The sequence below is a fragment of the Saccharopolyspora sp. SCSIO 74807 genome (assembly GCF_037023755.1).
Lineage (GTDB): Bacteria > Actinomycetota > Actinomycetes > Mycobacteriales > Pseudonocardiaceae > Saccharopolyspora_C > Saccharopolyspora_C galaxeae.
Window position 1 is genome coordinate 47,641 of sequence record NZ_CP146100.1, and the last position, 18,966, is coordinate 66,606.

Annotated in this window: 9 protein-coding genes and 1 pseudogene; 5 read left to right on the top strand and 5 right to left on the bottom strand. The window is 70.0% G+C overall.

The window, feature by feature from the left end; all coding sequences use genetic code 11:
* Nucleotide 1: 1 nt before the first annotated feature.
* Nucleotides 2–697: a thiamine pyrophosphate-dependent enzyme gene (locus V1457_RS00225; RefSeq protein ID WP_200069984.1), complete on the bottom strand. Its 696-nt coding sequence runs from the start codon at nucleotides 695–697 to the stop codon at nucleotides 2–4.
* Nucleotides 698–957: 260 nt separating this feature from the next.
* On the opposite strand from V1457_RS00225, the gene V1457_RS00230 reads away from it, so the two are divergent.
* The 4 genes and pseudogenes from V1457_RS00230 to V1457_RS00245 form a co-directional block, all read left to right on the top strand.
* A complete protein-coding gene (locus V1457_RS00230) occupies nucleotides 958–2,550 on the top strand; it encodes a CocE/NonD family hydrolase (protein WP_338598873.1) in 1,593 nt (530 codons plus the stop codon).
* Entirely contained in the window at nucleotides 2,547–3,497 is a 951-nt protein-coding gene (locus tag V1457_RS00235; protein WP_200069986.1) for a R2-like ligand-binding oxidase, read from the top strand. The genes V1457_RS00230 and V1457_RS00235 overlap by 4 nt, the downstream gene beginning before the upstream one ends.
* A 200-nt stretch (nucleotides 3,498–3,697) precedes the next feature.
* The gene (locus V1457_RS00240) at nucleotides 3,698–5,014 is read left to right on the top strand and encodes a helix-turn-helix domain-containing protein (RefSeq protein ID WP_200069987.1); all 1,317 of its coding nucleotides are present in this window, start codon (nucleotides 3,698–3,700) and stop codon (nucleotides 5,012–5,014) included.
* 8 nt (nucleotides 5,015–5,022) lie between these two features.
* Nucleotides 5,023–6,228: pseudogene (locus V1457_RS00245) on the top strand (MFS transporter); the annotation flags it as partial.
* 98 nt (nucleotides 6,229–6,326) lie between these two features.
* Here the strand turns inward: V1457_RS00245 and V1457_RS00250 are convergent.
* From V1457_RS00250 to V1457_RS00265, 4 genes are read right to left on the bottom strand one after another with little or no spacing between them, the layout of a single operon-like run.
* On the bottom strand, nucleotides 6,327–7,445 hold the full coding sequence (locus V1457_RS00250) for an alpha/beta hydrolase family protein (RefSeq protein ID WP_233627334.1): 1,119 nt from the start codon (nucleotides 7,443–7,445) through the stop codon (nucleotides 6,327–6,329).
* 49 nt (nucleotides 7,446–7,494) lie between these two features.
* Entirely contained in the window at nucleotides 7,495–9,051 is a 1,557-nt protein-coding gene (locus tag V1457_RS00255; RefSeq protein WP_200069988.1) for an acyl-CoA carboxylase subunit beta, read from the bottom strand.
* Nucleotides 9,048–15,500 carry an SDR family NAD(P)-dependent oxidoreductase gene (locus V1457_RS00260; protein WP_338598879.1) on the bottom strand — a complete coding sequence of 2,151 codons (6,453 nt, stop codon included), beginning with the start codon at nucleotides 15,498–15,500 and terminating at the stop codon, nucleotides 9,048–9,050. Before V1457_RS00260 ends, V1457_RS00255 begins: the two co-directional genes overlap by 4 nt.
* Nucleotides 15,493–17,241 (bottom strand): fatty acyl-AMP ligase, encoded by a 1,749-nt coding sequence (locus V1457_RS00265; RefSeq protein WP_295144747.1) that lies wholly within the window; start codon nucleotides 17,239–17,241, stop codon nucleotides 15,493–15,495. Before V1457_RS00265 ends, V1457_RS00260 begins: the two co-directional genes overlap by 8 nt.
* A gap of 455 nt (nucleotides 17,242–17,696) precedes the next feature.
* Between V1457_RS00265 and V1457_RS00270 the strand changes: the two genes are divergently transcribed.
* Nucleotides 17,697–18,944, top strand: coding sequence for a lipase family protein (locus V1457_RS00270; protein ID WP_407074736.1), 1,248 nt, complete (start codon nucleotides 17,697–17,699; stop codon nucleotides 18,942–18,944).
* Nucleotides 18,945–18,966: the final 22 nt, after the last annotated feature.

Sequence of the window (18,966 nt, forward strand, 5' to 3'; positions counted from 1 at the left end):
GTCAGTACTCCTTCGCTTCGACGCGGGCGATCACCGCGAGCGGGCGGTCCGGGCGGGTGTCGGTGAGCGCGGCGTGCAGCGCCTCGTGGTCCCGGCCGTCGACGGAACGCGCGGCCCAGCCTTCGCCCGCGAAGCGCTGTTCGATGCCACCCGGCCAGCCGTAGGACGACGAGGAGTTGTCGACCACGACGGTGGTGAGGTTGCCGAGCCCCCGGCGGCCCGCCACGGCGATGGCTTCGTGGTTGCTGCCCTCGTCGAGCTCGGCGTCGCCGACGAGCACGACCACGCGCGGCCCGGTGCGCCCCTGGGCGCGCAATCCCAGCGCCGTGCCCAGCGCCAGCGGTAGCCCGTGCCCGAGCGAGCCGCTGCCGATCTCCACGCCGGGCGCCAGCACGCGGTCCGGGTGGAAGCCGAGCGGAGAGTCGAACCGGCCCCAGCGGTCCAGCTCCGCCGGATCGAGGATGCCCTTGGCGGCGAGCACCGCGTAGTAGGCCATCGGGCCGTGGCCCTTCGACAGCAGGAAGCGGTCGCGCTCGGGGTGGTCGATGAGCTCCGGGCCGATCGCCAGCACCCGGTCGTAGAGCACCCACAGCACGTCCAATGTCGAGGTGGCCGCCGGCGAGTGCTTCTCGTCCCCGGCCATCCGCCCGATCAGATCGGGCAGGTCGGCGTAGCCGAATTCGGTCGCAGTAGTCATGCCGCGACTCTGATACTTATAGTTGACTTGAAGTCAAGCGATCATCCGCGACCTCGGAGATCTGATCTTTTCCCCGCGTTGAGCCGTTTTCCGCTGGATGTTGTCAGTGCGATGACAAAAACATCCACTTCGGACGAACGCGCGAGGACGGTCGCCGCACACGTGATCCGGATGGAGTATTGCCGCCGGACCTACTGCGAGTAGCTTGGGATTCCGCCGGACGCGCTCCGGTCCCTCCGCCCGGCGACGAAAGGCTTGCCATGCCCCGCGCCTTCCCCGGAACCGCCGCGATCCTCGCGCTGACGACGACGGCGATGCTGTGCACCGCGGCGCCCGCATCCGCGGGCCGGACGCACACCCGGCTCGTGGAGATCGCCGCGCACGACGGCACTCCGCTGGTAGCCGCGGTCTGCGAACCGGCCGACCCCGGACCGCACCCGGCCGCGGTGCTCGTGGCCGCTTGGGGCGGCGGAAGCACGCAGAACATCGTGCCGTGCGAGAACTTCGCCGCCCGCGGGTACGTCGCGGTTTCCTACGGCACCAGGGGATTCGGCGAATCCGGCGGCCAGGTCGAGGTCGGCGGGCCGGACGACGTCGCCGACGTCTCGGACGTGATCGACTGGACGCTGGCCAACACCGATTCCGATCCGGCGCGGATCGGCGTGGGCGGGATCTCCTACGGCGCCGGGATCGGTCTGCTCGCCTCGGCCTCCGACCCGCGGATTCGGGCGGTGGCGTCGATGAGCGGGTGGGCGGACCTGGTCGAGTCGCTGTTCGGCAACCGCACCCGGCGCGCTGCGGTGGCCACGGTGCTGCGGATCTCCGGCGAGAAGGACGGCGACCTCTCCCCCGAGACCCGGGAGATGCTCACCAAGTACATGTCCGGCGAGGACCGGGAACGCGTGACCGAATGGTCGCGAGTCCGCTCACCTTCCTCCTATGTGGACGGAATCAACGCGAACCGCCCCGCGGTGCTGATGCTCAACACCTGGAGCGAGACGGTGTTCCCGCCCGCGCAGCTCGCCGAGTTCCAGCACCGGCTGCACACCCCGAACCGGCTGGAGCTGATCCCCGGCGAGCACGCCGCGGCCGAGACCAGCGGGCTGCTCGGGCTGCCCAACGACGCCTGGAACGACACCTACCAGTGGTTCGACACGCACCTGCGCGGCGCGCCCGCGCCAACGAGCGCGCCGGTCGTGCTGCAGCCCAGAGGTGCCACCGACCGGCCGCGCGAGCAGTACCCGGACTGGAGCGCGATCAGCGACCGGACCGAACGGTTCTTCCTCTCCGGCGAGGAAGAACTCACCGCCGACGAACCCGCGGACTGGTCCCGGACCATCCGAAGTGGACGCGACACGGTGGCGAACGGCGGTGTCCCGCTGGTGACCTACACGCTGGAAGCGCTGACCGGGAACCCGCCGACCGCGTTCCTGCCCGCCGTCGACCCCGCCGCGGGCGCCAAGTGGACCAGCCCGCCGCTACCGGAACCCCGCGTGTTGCGAGGAAGTCCGCACCTGCGGATGAGCGCGATACCGCCGGCCCCGAACGGCATGCTGGTCGCCTACCTCTACGACGTGGACGCCACCGGCACCGGACGGATGATCTCGTACGTGCCGTACTCGTGGGAGAACGCCAAGCCCGGCGAACCGATCACAGTGGACACCGACCTCCCGCCCACCGCTTACGACGTGCCCGCCGGGCACCGGCTCAGCTTGGTGGTCGACACCGAGGACCCGCTGTACTTCCTGGACGACAACCCGCCCAACGCACCGCTGACCTTGCAGAACCCGCCGGCGCCGGAGGGCGCGGCGACGCTGGACCTGGCGCTGCAGGACGGAAAGGAGCAATCGTGACCACCACCGAACACCGGCCGGGCGGTACCCGGATCAACCCGGACTCGCTGCCGTACCGGTTGTGGCACAAGGGACATCGCAAGTTCTGGGACCCCGCAGCGATCGACTTCTCGCAGGACGCCCGGGACTGGCAGCAGCTGACCGACCGCCAGCGGTTCGCCGCGACGCTGCTGTGCGCGCAGTTCATCGGCGGCGAAGAGGCCGTGACCGAGGACATCCGCCCGTTCGTGCAAGCGATGGTGGCCGAGGGGCGCCGCGCCGACGAGCTCTACCTGAGCCAGTTCATGTTCGAGGAAGCCAAGCACACCCAGGGTTTCCGCCGCTGGCTCGACGCGGTCGGCGTGCAGCAGGACCTGCACCCGCACGTCGCGGACAACCCCGGCTACCGCGCGATCTTCTACGAGGCGCTGCCGGAGGCGCTGCACGCGCTGTCGGCCGATCCGAGCCCGGCGAACCAGGTGCGCGCGTCGGTCACCTACAACCACCTGGTCGAAGGCGTGCTCGCGCTGACCGGCTACTTCCTGTGGAACAGCACGTGCGAGCGCTTCGGCATCCTGCCGGGGATGCGCGAGCTGATCCGGCGGATCAGCGAGGACGAGCGCAGGCACATGGCGTGGGGAACGTTCACCTGCCGCAGGCACGTCGCCGCCGACGACTCGACCTGGGAGGTGGTGACCGAGCGGATGGACACGCTGCTGCCGCACGCGATCGGCCAGATCGAGCACGCCCTCGGGCGGTTGGAGGGCGATCCGTTCGAGATGCGCATCGAGGGGCTCTTCGAGTACGCCGCCGACCGCGCCGCCCGGCGGATCAAGGCGATCGAGTCGGCCCGCGGGGTCCCGGTGGAGCGGATCGACGTGGACCAGGCGCCGGAGCGGCTGGAGGAGGAGTTCGGGCGGGAGGACGAAGCCGCGTTGCGCGAGGAGGCTTCCGCGGAAAACAATTAGACGAATATCTTTCACGTTGCCTGCGCTCTACTTACTTTCGTATTCACTCGAATTGACGGTTGGATGCTGCGCGGAAGATCACTAAAGTCCCTACTCGCGAGTAGGTAGATGTTCGGCGGCGCACATCTCCCCCGAGCCGGACTCCCGGTCCCCGAGCAGGACTCCCGGACACGGCGCCGCTCCGGCACGGAAAGAGAGCCATGCTGACGACGGCGAATCATTCCCAGGCGGCAACTCCCGACTCGGCCGATCCCAAGGCCCCCGGACTGTGGGCGGCGTTGCCGAGCGACCTCGCGCCCATCCTGCGGCCCGAACTGCGCAGCCTCGCGGCGCAGATCCTGGAGGAGATCCAACGCCGGATCCCCGAATACGCGCGGCCGATGGATCACAACTACGTGCACGCCATCCACCGCGGCGTCGAAGAGGCGCTGAGCCAATTCGTCGACCAGATCGCCGACCCCACCGCCCCGCAGGAACGCTGCGCCGAAGTGCACCGCGCCCTCGGCAAGGCGGAAATGCACGAAGGGCGCAGTTTGGACAGCTTGCAGGCCGCCTACCGGCTCGGTGCGCGGCTCGCGTGGCGGCGCCTCGCGCGGATCGGCGAACGCGCCCGGGCCGCGCCGCGAACGATGCTGCTGCTCGGCGAAGCCATCTACGCGCACATCGACGAGCTCGCCGCGCTGTCGGTGGAGGGCTACGCCGAAGCCCAAGCCCGCGCGGCGGGCACGCAGGCGCGCAGGCGGCGCAGGCTGCTGGAACTGCTGCTGTCGGATCCGCAGCCACCGCAACAGATCCTGGAAGAGACCGCATCGGCGGCGCAGTGGCCGCTGCCCGGCAAGGTCGTGGTCGCCGCGCTGGAACGCTCCGAACAGCAAGAGCCGCACACCAACCCGCTGGCCCGCTGGGAGGCGCTGGTCGACCTGGAATGCGCCCAGCCGCACCTGCTGGTGCCGTGCACCCAGGACGAGCCGCACGACCTGCCGTGGAACGACCAGCTCGCCGGCTGGCGCGTGGTGATCGCACCACCGGTGGAGATCCGGCAAGCGCCGCACGCGCTGCGCTGGGCGCGGCGGCTGCTGGAACTGGCGGGCAACGGCGTGGTGCCCAACCGGCCGGTGTTGCGCTGCCGGGACCACCTCTCGAGCCTGCTGCTGCTCAGCGACGAGAACCTCACCCAGGAGATCGTGCACACCCGGCTGGCGCCGCTGGAGAAGCTCAAGGCCAAGCAGCAGGTGCGGCTGGCGGAAACGCTGCTGGCATGGCTGCAAACCCGCGGCGGCGCACCGGAAGTGGCGCAACGGCTGCAAGTGCACCCGCAGACCGTGCGATACCGGATGCACCAGCTCGAAGACCTCTTCGGCGAAGACCTGAACGACCCGCAGGCCCGCTTCGAGCTGGAGGTGGCGCTGCGCGCCGCGGGACGGTTGCTGCCGTACGGGGCGCTGCGCGGCGAAACGGTCGACAAGCCGACCGAACCCCTGCGCAAACCCGAAGATCCGGAGGGCGGAGTCACGTGAGCGACGCGATGCAGGCCCCTGTCCGCCAGGCGCCGGTGTTGCTCGCGCTGGGACTGGCCGGGTTCGTGACCGCGCTGGACAACAACATCGTCAACGTCGCGCTGCCGACCGTGCAGGCGGAGTTGGGGGCCACGGTCCCGCAGCTGGAATGGATCGTCAGCGGCTACGTGCTGGCGTTCGCGAGCCTGCTCATCATCGGTGGGCGACTGGCGGACCTGGCGGGGCGCAGGCGGATTCTGCAGCTCGGGCTGGCGGCGCTGATCGTCACCTCGGTCACGGCCGGGTTCGCCGAGACCGCGCCGGTGCTGATCGCGGTGCGCTTCGCGCAAGGCGCATCGGCCGCGCTGGTGATGCCCGCCGCGCTGGCCGTGCTGGCCGCCGACATCACTCCGGCGCGGCGCGAGCTGGCCGCCGGGATCTGGACGGCGTCGCTGGCGGTGGCGCTGGCGCTGGGGCCGGTCGTCGGCGGTGTGCTCACCGAACACCTGCACTGGAGCTGGATCTTCTTCCTGCACCTGCCCGCCGGGCTGCTGACGATGGCGCTGGTGTGGTGGGGACTTCCGGACGTGCGGCCGGAACCGATGCCGTTGCGGCACTTGGACCCCGGGGGGCTGGCACTGTCCACAGTGGTGCTCGCGGCGGGCAGTTTCGCGCTGGTGGAGGGCCAGAGCATCGGGTTCGGCCAGCCGATCATCATCGCGGCCGGAGCGGTGACGCTGGCGGCGATTCCGGTGCTGGTCGCGGTGGAGCGGCGCGCCGCCGAACCGATGTTGCACCTTTCCCTGGTGCGCAACAAGGTCTTCGGCGGCGGCACGATCGCGCAGGTGCTGTGGGGAGTGGGGGTCAACGGGACGCTGCTCTACACCTCGTTGTTCCTGCAGGACGTGCTCGAACTCTCGCCCAGCGCGGCCGGGATGGTCTTCGTGCCACTGGCCGGGCTGCTCGTGCTGTGCGTGCCGTTCGTGCCGCCGCTGAGCGCGCGGTTCGGCGCGCGGTGGACGGTGACCGCCGGAATGGTGCTGGTAGCGCTGGGATTGTGGCTGCTGGCCGGTTCCGGGCCCGGCACCACGGTGGCGGCGTTGATGCCCGGGCTGCTGTCGATCGGCGTCGGCTCGGCGTTGATCACCCCGTTGACCTCCGAAGTGCTCGGCGCAGTACCGACCGGCAGCGCGGGCGTGGCCTCGGCGATGATCAGCGCCGCGCGGGAGGCGTCCGGAGTGCTCGGGATCGCCGTCGTGGGCGTGGTGCTTTCGTTGACCAGCGACGCCGCATCGGCATCGGGCGCGGCGGCCGACGCCGCCTACTCCGCCGGTTACTCCGCGGGAATGCGGTTGGCCGCCGGGTTGGTGCTGCTCGGGGCGTTGGCCACGGCGTTCGCGCTGGCTCCGGCCAAGCCGAGGCGGTCGGCGAACATCGGCCAAGAGCGGTGCAACTCCCGTTCCCAATAAGGCCAATCGTGCCTACCTGCACCGTAATAGTGCTCGGTGACCGCGATTCCCATCGCCTTCAGGCGCGAAGTCATCGCCAGCGAAGTCGACAACGCCGACGGCTCCAGCGAATCCGGTAGCGCCCCCGGAGCGTCCAGCGGGCCGGGCAGGCCGTTGCCGCAGGAGACGTAGAGCGCGGTGCCGCGCAGCTGTTCGGCGTGGTCGAAGGGATTTCGCGCGGACCAGGTGGGGTGGTCCAGCACGGCACTGCCCCACATCGCCAGCGGGTCCTCCCCCTCGCGCACCAGAATTCCCTGCACCACACCGGGAACGCCGGGCTGCAGGGTGTTCAGCAGTCCACTGTAGGAGGCCGCGGCGCGGAACATGCCGGGGTGGCGGAAGGCGTAGGCGAAGGAGCCGTAGCCGCCGACGGACAGGCCGGCGACCGCTCGGCGGTCCCCGGCGCCGTAGTCGCGCTCCAGGATGCCGCGCAGTTCGCTCAGGTGGAACGACTCCCAGTCCGGTTCACCACCGGCCCACCTGGTGTAGAAGCCGGCCGGGCCACCACTGGGAATCACGGTGAGCACGTCCTTGTCCGACATGAACCGCTGCACGTCGGTGAAATTCGTCCACGCCCGGTAATCCGCGTCCTCGCAGCAGCCGTGCAACAGGTAGAGCACCGGCCAAGTGCGGTCCGGATGCTTCTTCCAGCCGCGCGGCAGCAGCAGGCGGACGGGTGCGCTGGTGCCCAGAGCGGGCGAATAGATCAGCAGGTCGAGGGTGCGCGCGTCAAGCCGGTTCTCCTGCAGGACACTGGGTTCGGCGGCAGGATTTGGTGCGGTGGCAGGACCGGGTTCGGCGGCGCCGGATTTTGCAGCACCGGCCACTTCGGACGACGCGCCGACGACGGCCTCGGCGGGTGGCGTCGAGGCCCCCGTCGAGACCGCCAGGGCGCCCACCATCGACATGGTCAGCGACGCGCGCCACCACCGTCCACTGTTCATTTGTCGTGCCTTTCGTGCTCGAGCTGGTGCTGGGACCACGTCCGGTCCTTCAGAGCGGCATGGTCGAGTGCTTCTTGGGCGGGGTTTCCTGCCGCTTGTTCGCCAGCACCCGCAAGGCGCGCACCAAGTGCTCACGCGTGGTGGAGGGCTGGATGACGGCGTCGACGTAGCCGCGCTCGGCCGCGATGTAGGGAGTGGCCAATGTGGACCGGTATTCCTCGATCAGCTTGGCCCGCACCGCTTCCTCGGTACCGTTGGCCGCGGCCTCGGCCAGTTCCCGCCGGTGCAGCAGGCTCACCGCGCCGGAGGCGCCCATCACCGCGATCTCCGCGGTCGGCCACGCGAGGTTCACGTCCGCTCCGAGGTGCTTGGAACCCATCACCGCGTAACCACCGCCGTACGCTTTGCGCACCACGACGGTCACCTTCGGGACGGTCGCCTCCGAGTACGCGTAGATCAGCTTCGCGCCGCGGCGGATGATGCCGTGGCGCTCCTGCTCGACACCCGGCAGGTAGCCGGGAACGTCGGCGAAGGTCAGCAGCGGCAGGCCGAAAGCGTCGCAGAACCGCACGAACCTGGCGGCCTTCTCGGAGGCGTCGATGTCGATGGTGCCCGCGTTCTGCGACGGCTGGTTGGCCACCACCCCGACGCTGCGGCCCTCGACCCGGCCGAACGCGCAGATCATGCTGCGCCCGAAAAGCGGCTGCACTTCGAGGAAATCGCCGTCGTCGAGGACGAGTTCGAGCACGCGGTGCATGTCGTAGCCCTGGTGCGGCTCGTCCGGCACCAGCACGTCCAGCTCTCCGGCCGCCCCCACGTCCGAAGCGGACTCGTATTGCGGAGCGCTGTCCAGGTTGTTCGCGGGCAGGTAGCCGAGCAACGTCCGCGCCCAGTCGATGGCGTCGGCCTCGTCCTCTGCCAAGTGGTGGGCGTTGCCGGAGATTTCGCTGTTCGTCCGGGCACCGCCCAGCTCCTCCGCATCGGCCTGCGCACCGGTCACCGACCGCACCACCTCCGGACCGGTGACGAACATGTGCGAGGTCTTCCGCACCATGACGGTGAAATCGGTGATCGCGGGCGAATACACCGCACCGCCCGCACACGGTCCCATGATCAACGACAGCTGCGGGATGACACCGGAAGCCAGCGAGTTCCGCCTGCCCAGCTCGGCGTAGTACGCCAGCGAGACCACGCCCTCCTGGATGCGCGCACCGCCGGAGTCGTTGATGCCCACCACCGGGCAGCCGATCTTCATCGCCAGGTCCATCACCTTCAGGACCTTCTCCCCGAACGCTTCGCCCATGCTGCCGCCGAAAACGGTGAAGTCCTGCGCGAAGACGCACACCGGGCGCCCGTCGACCGTGCCGTGGCCGGTTACCACCCCGTCGCCGTACGGTCGCTGGTCGTCGGTTCCGTAGGAGCCACCGCGGTGCCGGGCGAGTTCGTCCAGCTCGACGAAGGAGTCCTCGTCCAGCAGCAGGTGGATGCGCTCGCGCGCGGTGAGCTTGCCCTTGGCGTGCTGCTTGCCCCGTGCACGCGCATCGGCGTCGTGCACCGCGGTGTCGTGCCGCCGCTGCAACGCCTGGATCCGTTCCGCGGTTGTCATGCGCCCTCCCTGGTGAGTGCGGACGTGCCGAGTACACCCGCGAGGTGCGCCGCGATGACGTCCACGTTCGGCGGGTCGATCATGGACAGGTGGTCGCCGGGTATCCGCACCACTTCCGGAGCGGCCACGATCTCGTCCCACCCGAGCGCCTCGTCGGTGCGCAGGTAGCGCGGGTCCAATGTGGTCGTGGTGGTTTCGGCCTCCTGCGCTCGGTACAGCAGCACCCGTCCGTCGAACGGTCCGGGCTGATAGCGCTCCGCGATCCTTGCGTCCACATAGGACGTGTACTGGTGGTGCAGGACGCCTGCTCCCATGTCGATGTCCGCTCCCGACAGCGCACCGAGCACACGGCGCATCTGCTCGTCTTCGTCCAACCCCTGGAGCTCGGTCGAGCGCACCTGCAGCGCGACGCCGTAAGTCGACTCGATGTGCTCGGCGAACCGGTCGAACCGGCGCAGCACGAGCTGTTCGGACGTGGCGCCGTCCGGTGCGGGCAACGGCAGAATGGTGTCGATCAGCGCGACGAACTCGACCGGCTCGCCGAGCTCGGTGAGCCGGCGCGCGGTCTCGTAGGCGAGACATCCGCCGAAGGACCATCCGCCGAGGCGGTAGGGCCCGTGCGGCTGGAGTTCGCGTACCAGGTCCGCGTACCGCTGCGCCTTGGCCTCGACGGAGTCCAGGTCGTCGAGCCGTTCCAGGCCGTAGCACGGCTGGTCGGCACCTAGGCTCGCCACCAGCGGCTGGTAAACGCTGGTCGGGCCGCCTGCCGGGTGGAAGAGGAACAACGGGCGCCCAGTTCCCGTCGTGCGCAGCGCGCGCACCGGGCCGTCGGTTCCTTCGAAGCGCTGCCGCAGCAGATCCGCCATCCCCGACACCGTCGGGGTGCCGAACAACTCCTCCGTAGTGTCCGATGAGGACAGGCGTTCGCGAATTCCGCGGGCCACGACGTCGGCTTGCTCCCGCGTCCCACCGAGGTCGTAGAAGTCCTCGGCGACGCCGAACTCGACCGGGCCCAGTGCCTCGGCCCACAGATGTGCGATCCACCGCTCGGTCGCGTCCCGCGGGCCGATGCGTGCCGACTCGACGACCTCCGCAACGGTCCCGAGGCCCAGCTGTTCGGCCAGGTGCCGGGCGATGTCGTGCAGGCTCGCACCGCGCAGCAGCAGCGCGGGAGGGACCGCCACGCCGAAATCGCGTTCGACTGCGTTCCGCGCCCGGGTCGCCATCAGCGAGTCGAGCCCCAGCATCGTCAGCGGCGCGGCCGGGTCGAGGTTTTCCGCCGAGCCGCCGAGGATTCCCGCGACCTCCGACCTGAGATGCCCGGTGATCGATTCGACGGCTTCGGCGGGCCGGTCGCGCGGCAACGAGTCGACATCGAACCGGCCCGCCGTCTTCGGCTCCGCGGTGACGACCGCATCGAAGAGCGGACGGGAGCAAAGTTGCGGGAAATACTCCGCAGCGCGCGCCGCGTCGAGCCGCGCCACACCGGTCGCAGTGCGCCCGGAGGCCAGCACCGCCTCCAACGCTTCGACGCCTTCGGCAGGGGTGAGCTGGTCGATCACCCGCGCGAGCGGGGATTCCGCCGCACCGCCGACGTCCGCCCAAAGTCCCCAATGGATGGTCGTGGCAGGAAGTCCGCGCGCACGGCGCAACCTGGCGAGATCGTCGGTCCAGGCGTTCGCGGTGGCGTAGGCGGCCTGTCCGGGAGATCCCAGCAGGGCAGCCGCGGAGGAGAACACCACCCACCAGTCCAGCTCGTGGTCAACCGTGGCCTCGTGCATCCGCCAAGCGGTGCGCGCCTTCGACCGCCACACCTGCTCGATCGCGTGCTCGTCGAGATCCGCCACGAGACCGTCGAGCAACGCACCTGCGGCGTTCACGACACCGCGCAACGCCATGCCGTTCTCCGTGGCCGCAGCGACGAGCTGCGCTGCGACGTCCGCAGTGGACACATCGCCGGTCACCACCCGGATCTCGGCACCCTCGGCCTCGATTTCGGCGAGTTCGCGGGCGACCGCAGCGGACGGTTCACCCCGGCCGTTGAGCACGATGCGCTGCGCCCCGCGCTCGCCGAGCCATCTCGCGACCGTGCGGCCCAAGCCGCCAAGTCCGCCTGTCACCACGTAGGCAGCCGGACGAACGACCTGATCGGTGCGGATCCGCCCCAACTCGGCGCGGTGCAGCCGCGCCACTTCACGATGTTCGCCGCGACGCCGGACCTCGTCGTCCGGAGCATCGGCGACGAGTTCCGCGGCCGCCGATGCCGTTCCGTCCGTGACCAGCATGCTCACCCGCAGTTCCGGGTGCTCGAACGCGAGCACCCGCACGAGCGCCCGCAAGCCCCAATCAGCACCGGAATCATCCGATGTGGACAACCACAGCCGGATGTTCAGATCACGCCGGGACATTTCTCGCACGACGGCCGACGCGTGCAGCACGTGCTCGGCTCGCTCGGTCGAATCCGGGGAATCCGCCGGGAAAACGAGCACGACACCGCGTGGCGGGAGGCTTTCGTCATCGACGACCACGTCGAGCCCGGACTCGGGCCGGTGGAGGTCGCCGCGCACCGCCCGCTGGCCGGCGTCCCGCAATGCCGACACGAGGCCGTCGTCTTCGCCCAGGACCAGCCAGCTGCCTGCTTGCGCCGTGCCCGGCTCGGCCAGGTCCGCCGAATCCCAGCGCAGCTCCAGAAAAGCTTCGTCCAGTGGACGTGGCGGGGGCGCGAGCCCGCGAGCGCGGATCTCGGCGACCTCCAGCACCGGCACGCCTTCGCCATCGGTGACCAGCAGCGAACCGATCGGTTCCGGACCACCGGTGTGCAACCGCGCGTAGCAGCGGACCTGCTCGGGCAGCTGGCCGAGCAGGCGCACTCCCGCCAATGCGACCGGCACGCCGATCCCGGCTTCCGGGGCGCCGTCCCCGAGACCCGCGGCCAGCAGACTTTGCAGGCACGCGTCCACCAATGCGGGATGTGCCGCGAACATCTCGGCATCGGCGGCCTGCTCCGGCAACGCGACCTCGGCCACCGCGAGGCCACCACGGGCACGTGCGGAACGCACCCCGCGGAAGGTCGGCCCGTAATGCTGGCCGGCCGCGCGCAGCGCCGAATACAGATCGACCTCCACACTGTCCACTTCGTACTTTTCGAGTCCGGACCGGGTCTCGCTGCGGACGAGGGTTGCCGTGGCATGGCAGGTCCATCTACCGGTGACCGATCGCGAGTGCACCTCGACACGCCCGGCACCGGAATCGTCCGGCGTGAACGTGGTCGTGACGGGCACGTTGTCCGCCAGCAGCAGCACTTGGTGCAAGTCGAGCGATTCCAGGCGCAATGCCCCGAGGTCGGCGTCCCACGCCTGCGCACCTGCCGCGAACGCGATCTCCAGGTAGGCACTGCCGGGCAGCACCGGAGTGTCCTGCACCTTGTGATCGGCTAGCCAGGGCAAAGCTTCTGTTCCGACGTCGCCGCGCCACGCGCTTGCGCCGCCCGGCAGGTCGACTCGCAGGCCCAGCAGTGGATGTCCGGCCGGATCAGGTGCGGAACGTGTTGCGACCCAATGGGATTCGTGCTGCCACGCGGCCGGCGGCACATCCACGAGACGACCTTTCCGATACCCGGTGACCGGTATGCGGCCGTTCGTGTGCAGCTCGGCGAGGGCCGTGTGGAAGGTTTCGGTTCCATCCGTCCCGCGGCGGCCGGTGAACGCCGCCACCGGACGGGAAACTCCCGCCTCCGCCAGGGTCTCCTCGATCGCCGTGGTGGCGACCGGGTGCGGGGCCAGCTCGGCGAAAGTGCCGAAACCGGCCTCCGCTGCGGCGCGCACGGCCTGCTCGAACCGCACGGGGTTGCGCAGGTTGCGGACCCAGTAGTCGGCGTCGAACGCGGGGACCGAGCCAGGATCCGCCGTGCTGAACACCATTGTGGACGTTTCCCGGGGGGCGATCCCGGAGAGCTCCTCGCGCAACCGCGCCAGCACCCCGTCCACGGCAGCGCTGTGCCCGGCGCCGGACACGCCGAGCAGGCGAGCACTGCGGCCCGCGCGCTCGAAGTGCGTCACCAGCAGCTGCACCTCGTCGGCGGGCCCGGTGACCGTGCACCGGACCGGGGACGCGTGCACCGCCACGTCCACCCCGGGGAAAAGCTCCGCCAACGCCTCCACTTCCGCGGCCGACGCTTCCACGGCCGCCATCGCGCCGTTTCCCGCCGTGTCCACTTCGGACAGCAGTCGGGAGCGCGCGGACATCACACGCAGCCCGTCGCTCTCGTCGAGCGCTCCCGTGGCGACGGCCGCGGCCACTTCACCCAGCGAATGCCCGATCACCGCAGCAGGTTCGACACCGTAGGCGCGCCACAGCTCGGCATAGGCGACCTGCAGTCCGAACAGGACCAGCTGCGTCCGGTGCACATCACCGAGATCGTCCTGCCCGCTCAACACCGCGCGCAGGGAGAACCCGCTCTGCCGCAGGTATTCCGGGTCGAGCCGGTCGACCGCCGCGGCGAACGCGGGCTCGTCGGCCAGCAGCTCGCGGCCCATTCCGGCCCACTGCGAGCCGTATCCGGAGAACACCCACACGATCCCCTTGTCACGCGTGGTCACCCTGCCCCGGACGCCGCCGGATCCGGCGGCGAGCGCACGGAGGCCGTCGAGCACGCCGTCCCTGCCACGAGCCACCACGGCAGCCCGCTCGGGATGCTGCTCCCGCCGGTGCGCCAAGGTGTGCCCGATGTCGGCCAGGCCGGCAGCACGCCCCTCGGGCGTTGCCATCCACTCCGCCAGGTCCGCGGCCGCGCGAAGCATCCGCTGCTCGGTGATTCCGGAGACGACGAAGGATTGCACGCCATCGCCGTCCGGGTTCCGGCGCCGCGAAGGCATCCGCCGCCACGCCTCCAGGACGACGTGCGCGTTGGTGCCGCCGAAACCGAACCCGGAGACCCCCGCACGCGCCACACCCGAGTACTTCGGCCAGTTCCGCGCCGCACCGACCACTTCCAGCCCGGACTGCTCGAACGGGATGTGCGGGTTCGGCTCCCGGTAGTGCAAGCTCGCGGGTAGCGAGCCGTGCCGCATCGACAGCACGACCTTGATCAATCCCGCGATTCCCGCAGCGGCCTCCAGGTGCCCGAGGTTCGTCTTGACCGATCCCAGCAGCAGCGGCCGCTGCGCAGGCCGACCGCGGGCCAGCACCGAGCGCAGGCCCTCCGCTTCGATCGGGTCGCCGAGCAACGTGCCCGTCCCGTGCGCTTCGACGTAGTCCACAACGGACGGATCGAGGTCCGCACCTGCGTAAGCACTACGCAGCAAGTCCGCCTGCGCCACCGGATTCGGCGCCATCAGGCCGTTGGACCTGCCGTCCGAGTTGACCGCCGAGCCCCGCACGACCGCCAGGATCCGGTCGCCGTCGCGGTTCGCATCGGAGAGTCGTTTGAGCACGACGACACCGCAGCCTTCACCGCGCACGATGCCATCGGCGGAAGCGTCGAAAGCCTTGCACCGACCGTCGTCCGACAACGCTCCGGCACGATCGAAGTTCGCCGTGATCGCCGGCGACAGCAGCAGGTTCACACCGCCGGCCAGCGCGACCCGGCTCTCGCCCGACCGCAGGCTCGCGCACGCCTGGTGCACCGCCACCAGCGAGGACGAGCACGCCGTGTCGATCGCGGAACTCGGCCCCCGCAGGTCCAGGAAGTACGACAACCTGTTGGCCACAATGGACAGTGCTGCGCCGGTTCCGGTCCACGCGTCCACCGCTCGCAGATCGCGCGTGGTCAACGCGCCGTACTCGGTGGACGAAACCCCGACGAACACGCCGGTCGCGCTGCCGCGCAACGCCGAAGGCACCACGCCCGCGTGTTCCAGGGCCTCCCACGCAACCTCCAGCAGCAGCCGCTGCTGCGGGTCCATGACCGCGGCTTCGGTGGGCGAGATCTCGAAGAACTCCGCGTCGAACTCGTCCACTCCGTCCAGGAATCCGCCTGCCTTGGGCAGTTTGGACAGCGCGGGGTCCGCCCCGGAGAACCTCTCCCAGCGCCCCTCGGGGACCACGCCGACACCGCTGGCACCGGACTCCAGCAGCTCCCAGTAGCGGCGCGGTCCTCCGGCTCCCCCTGGGAAGCGGCAGCCCACGCCCACCACCGCGACGGGTTCGTCCGGCTCCGGTTTTCGCGGGCGGGGGAACGGATCCGGCGACTCGTCGGCGCCGTCGGACCCGTCCGGTTGCGCCGCCAACGCCGCGGAAAGCCGGTCGATGGTCGGGTGCTCCCACAGCAGCGTCGGAGGCAACCGCTGCCCGACGATGTCCTGCACCCGCCCGGCCAGCTCCACCGCGTCCCGCGAGGACAACCCGAACTCCTGGAACGGGCGCCCGGTGTCCACCGAACCCGGGGGCAGCCCGAGCCGTCCGGCGACGTGCTGCGCCAGCCAGTCCGCCCACTCCGCGCGATCACGCATGATCGGCCTCCAAGTAGCGCTCGCGGCACAACCGGCGGGCGACCTTGCCGCTCGACGTGCGCGGAACGGTGTCCGGTTCCACCAGCACGAGATCGCTGAGCAGCACACCGTGCTCGGCCGAGACCGCCGAGCGCACCGCGCTGGTGATCTCCGCGGGGTCGCGGTCGGACGCGGCGACGCGCCTGCCGTACTCGGCCACGACGACCAACCGCTCACCTTCGGCCGCGCTGATCGCGAAAGCGGCGGTGTGGTGCTTGCGCACCGCCGGGTGCGCCTGCTCCACGGTCAGCTCCACGTCCTGCGGGTAGTGGTTGCGGCCGTCGATGATGATCACGTCCTTCATCCGGCCGGTGACGAACAGCTCGCCGCCGTCCAGCACACCGAGGTCGCCGGTGCGCAGCCAGCCGTCCGCGGGCAGCTCACCCGCGCCTACCGGTTCGGCGCCTGCCAGCTCGACGCCAAAGGTGTCCTGCTCGTCCCGGCCCCAGTAGCCCTGGCCGGTGTTCGGGCCGTGCACCCAGATCTCTCCCACGCCGCCGTCGGGCAGCACGGTGTGCGAGTCCGGGTCGACCACCGCGACCCGCTGTCCCACCGGGCGGCCGCAGGAGACCAGGTCGCTGACCGCCTCAGTCCCCTGCGGTGGTCGTGCTCGGCCCAGGGCGAGCTGCTCTCGGCTGAAACCGGCCACCCGCGGTTCGCTGCCCGAATCGGTCACCGAGACGAAAACCGTCGCCTCCGCCAAGCCGTACGAACAGCGGTGCGTCTCCGGGCGCAGACCGCAATCCGCGAACGCCTCGTTGAACCGGTGCAGCGTCTCCGGGCGCACCGGTTCGCTGCCGTTGATCAGTGAAACAACTTCGTCGAGCTGCAACCACGCCTTCTCCTCGTCGCTGACGCGCGCCGCGCAGAAGTCGTAGGCGAAGTTCGGTGCGGCGCTGATCGAACCCGGGTGGTCCGAGAGCAGCCGCAACCACCTGCCCGGACGCTGCAGGAACGCCACCGGGTCCATCAGCACCGACGGCAGGCCACCGACCAGCGGCGCGGCCACGGACAGCACCAGACCCATGTCGTGGAACAACGGCAACCAGCTCACCGAAACCGCACCCGGCTCGTTGCCGCCGTAGGCCCGCAGAGCCTGGTCCGCGTTGGCGAGCACGTTCGCGTGGGTCAGCTCCACACCGGCCGGGACGCGGGTCGAGCCCGAGGTGTACTGCAGGTACGCCAGATCGTGCGGGCCCGTCGACGGTGGCCGGTACTCGTCCGCCAGCGTCGCGGGCAGCGTGTCGACGGCCGCGCAATGCCGCGGAGAACCGTCCCGGATCTGCTCCCGCACCTGATCGAACGAGCTCTTGCCGGTCAACGCGCAGCTCGGCGCGCAACTGTCCAGCACCCGCGCCAGACGGTCGCCGTGGCCGGGCAGGTCCGGGGTGAACAGCGGCACGGCGATCAGGCCCGCGTGCACCGCGCCGAGGAAACCGGTCACGTACTCCAGGCCCTGCGGAGCCATGATCGCCACCCGCTCACCCGGTTCGCAGCGCTGCTGCAGCCAGGCGGCGACGGTCCGCACGCGCTCGTGCAACTCGGCCCAGGACAGCGACCAGGCCACACCGTCCGGGCTGGCGTCGTGGTCGACGAAGGTGACGGCGAGGTCCTCGCCCGCTTCGCGGGCCGCGGTCACCAGCGGGTCGGTGAGCAGTCGCGCCGGACGCTCGGCGAGCGGTTCGTCCGTGCTCGGCACCATGGGAACTCCCTCCACGCGAGCCCCGAGCGCAGCACGAGCACGACTCGTGGCTGATCGGGGCGGGAAGTGCCGGCGCGTCGGAGAATTGTCACCACTCGACTACGCCGGCGAGCGGAGAAAAATTGTCACGGCGCGTTCGGGCATGTCAAGCGAGCCGCATCGGCAACGACGCTTCGCGCACCTAGTTGATCGCTTTTCCGGAGTTTTTTATCAGCACCGTGACAATCGCCGATGACATCGGTTGATCAGTCCGACACCTCTGGAAGGACCACCGGGAAAGTACGCTGAGCTGGCACTAAAGCTACTCCACCCGGAAAGCGCACGACATTCGATTCACTCGCACGGAGCATTGCCAAACGGTCCGCGATGTTCCATCTTCAGCATCCCGGACACGGCCGAATGCCTGCCCGTAACCCGCTTTCCCCGGAAATCCTCGACTTTTTCCCGGAGCAGCAATGAAGATCGCCTCATCACGTGCGGCAAATGCCGTTTCCATCGGTCTCACCGCAGCGGTTCTGACGGTTCTGACCGCTGCGCCCGTGCAGGCGGCGGATCCCGCGGCGCCGCAGGCACCGAGCGCCGCAGCGGAGCAACCGCCCGGCCCGTTCGACGACTCCTTCTACCGGCCGCCCGCCGAGCCCCCGGCAGGCGAGCCGGGTGACGTCATCCGCTGGCGCCCGGTCTTCCCCGCGCTCAACGGCGCCAATGCCGACGCCTGGCAAGTGATGTACCTGTCCACCGACGCCCGCGGCGAACGGAACACGGTCGTCGGCACGATCCTCGTGCCCAAGGGCGCCGATCCCGCCAAGACGCCCATCGTGGGTTTCGGACCGGGAACGCAAGGGCCCGCGTTCAAGTGCGCGCCGTCGAAAGCGGTCGAGCGCGGCACGCTCTACGACCAACCCGCGGTGAACGACGCGCTGTCGAACGGCTACGCCGTCGCGCTGACCGACTACGAGGGTTACGCGCCGGGCGAGGACAACAAGCCGACCTACATCGTCGGCCGCTCCGAGGGGCCCGCGCTGATCGACAGCGTCCGCGCGGCGCAACGGCTCCCGCAGGCCGGGCTCTCCGCTGAGTCCAAAGTGGCCTTCCAGGGCTATTCGCAGGGCGGCGGGGCCGTGATGTGGGCGGGCGAGATGCAGCCCGAGTACGCGCCGGAGCTGAACCTGGTGGGCGTCGCAGGCGGCGGCGTGCCCGCCGACCTCAACGAAGTCGCGAAAGGACTGGACGGCTACGTCGGGTTCGGCTTCCTCGCCTTCGCCGCCGCAGGACTGGACTTCGCCTACCCGGACCTGAAACTGGACTCCTACCTGAACGAAACCGGCCGCGACGACCTCGCCGACGCGCGGCAGAACGACTGCGTCGTGGAGCTGCTGACCAAGTACCCGTTCAAGCGGATCAGCGACTACACCCACACCGACCCGCTGGGCACACCGCAATGGCAGGAACGGCTGGCGGAGAACAAGCTGGGGCAGGGCAGGATCAACGCTCCGGTCTTCCAGTACCACGCCACCACCGACGAGATCGTGAACACGCCGCAGGCCGAGGCGCTGCACGAGACCTACTGCGCCAAAGGCATGGACGTGACCTGGCGGACCTACCCGAGCGACCACTTGAGCGGGATCTTCGCGGGCAACCCGGACGCGCAGCAGTTCATCAAGGACCGGTTCGAAGGCAAGCCCACCACGCCCAACTGCTGAACAGCACGGGCGCGCGGACCGC

Bases quoted from the DNA above. Each gene is read 5' to 3' on its own strand.
- V1457_RS00225 (WP_200069984.1), bottom strand. From the start codon at position 697: ATGACTACTGCGACCGAATTCGGCTACGCCGACCTGCCCGATCTGATC.
- V1457_RS00270 (WP_407074736.1), top strand. From the start codon at position 17,697: ATGAAGATCGCCTCATCACGTGCGGCAAATGCCGTTTCCATCGGTCTC.
- V1457_RS00265 (WP_295144747.1), bottom strand. From the start codon at position 17,241: ATGGTGCCGAGCACGGACGAACCGCTCGCCGAGCGTCCGGCGCGACTG.
- V1457_RS00255 (WP_200069988.1), bottom strand. From the start codon at position 9,051: ATGACAACCGCGGAACGGATCCAGGCGTTGCAGCGGCGGCACGACACC.
- V1457_RS00260 (WP_338598879.1), bottom strand. From the start codon at position 15,500: ATGCGTGATCGCGCGGAGTGGGCGGACTGGCTGGCGCAGCACGTCGCC.
- V1457_RS00240 (WP_200069987.1), top strand. From the start codon at position 3,698: ATGCTGACGACGGCGAATCATTCCCAGGCGGCAACTCCCGACTCGGCC.
- V1457_RS00230 (WP_338598873.1), top strand. From the start codon at position 958: ATGCCCCGCGCCTTCCCCGGAACCGCCGCGATCCTCGCGCTGACGACG.
- V1457_RS00250 (WP_233627334.1), bottom strand. From the start codon at position 7,445: ATGAACAGTGGACGGTGGTGGCGCGCGTCGCTGACCATGTCGATGGTG.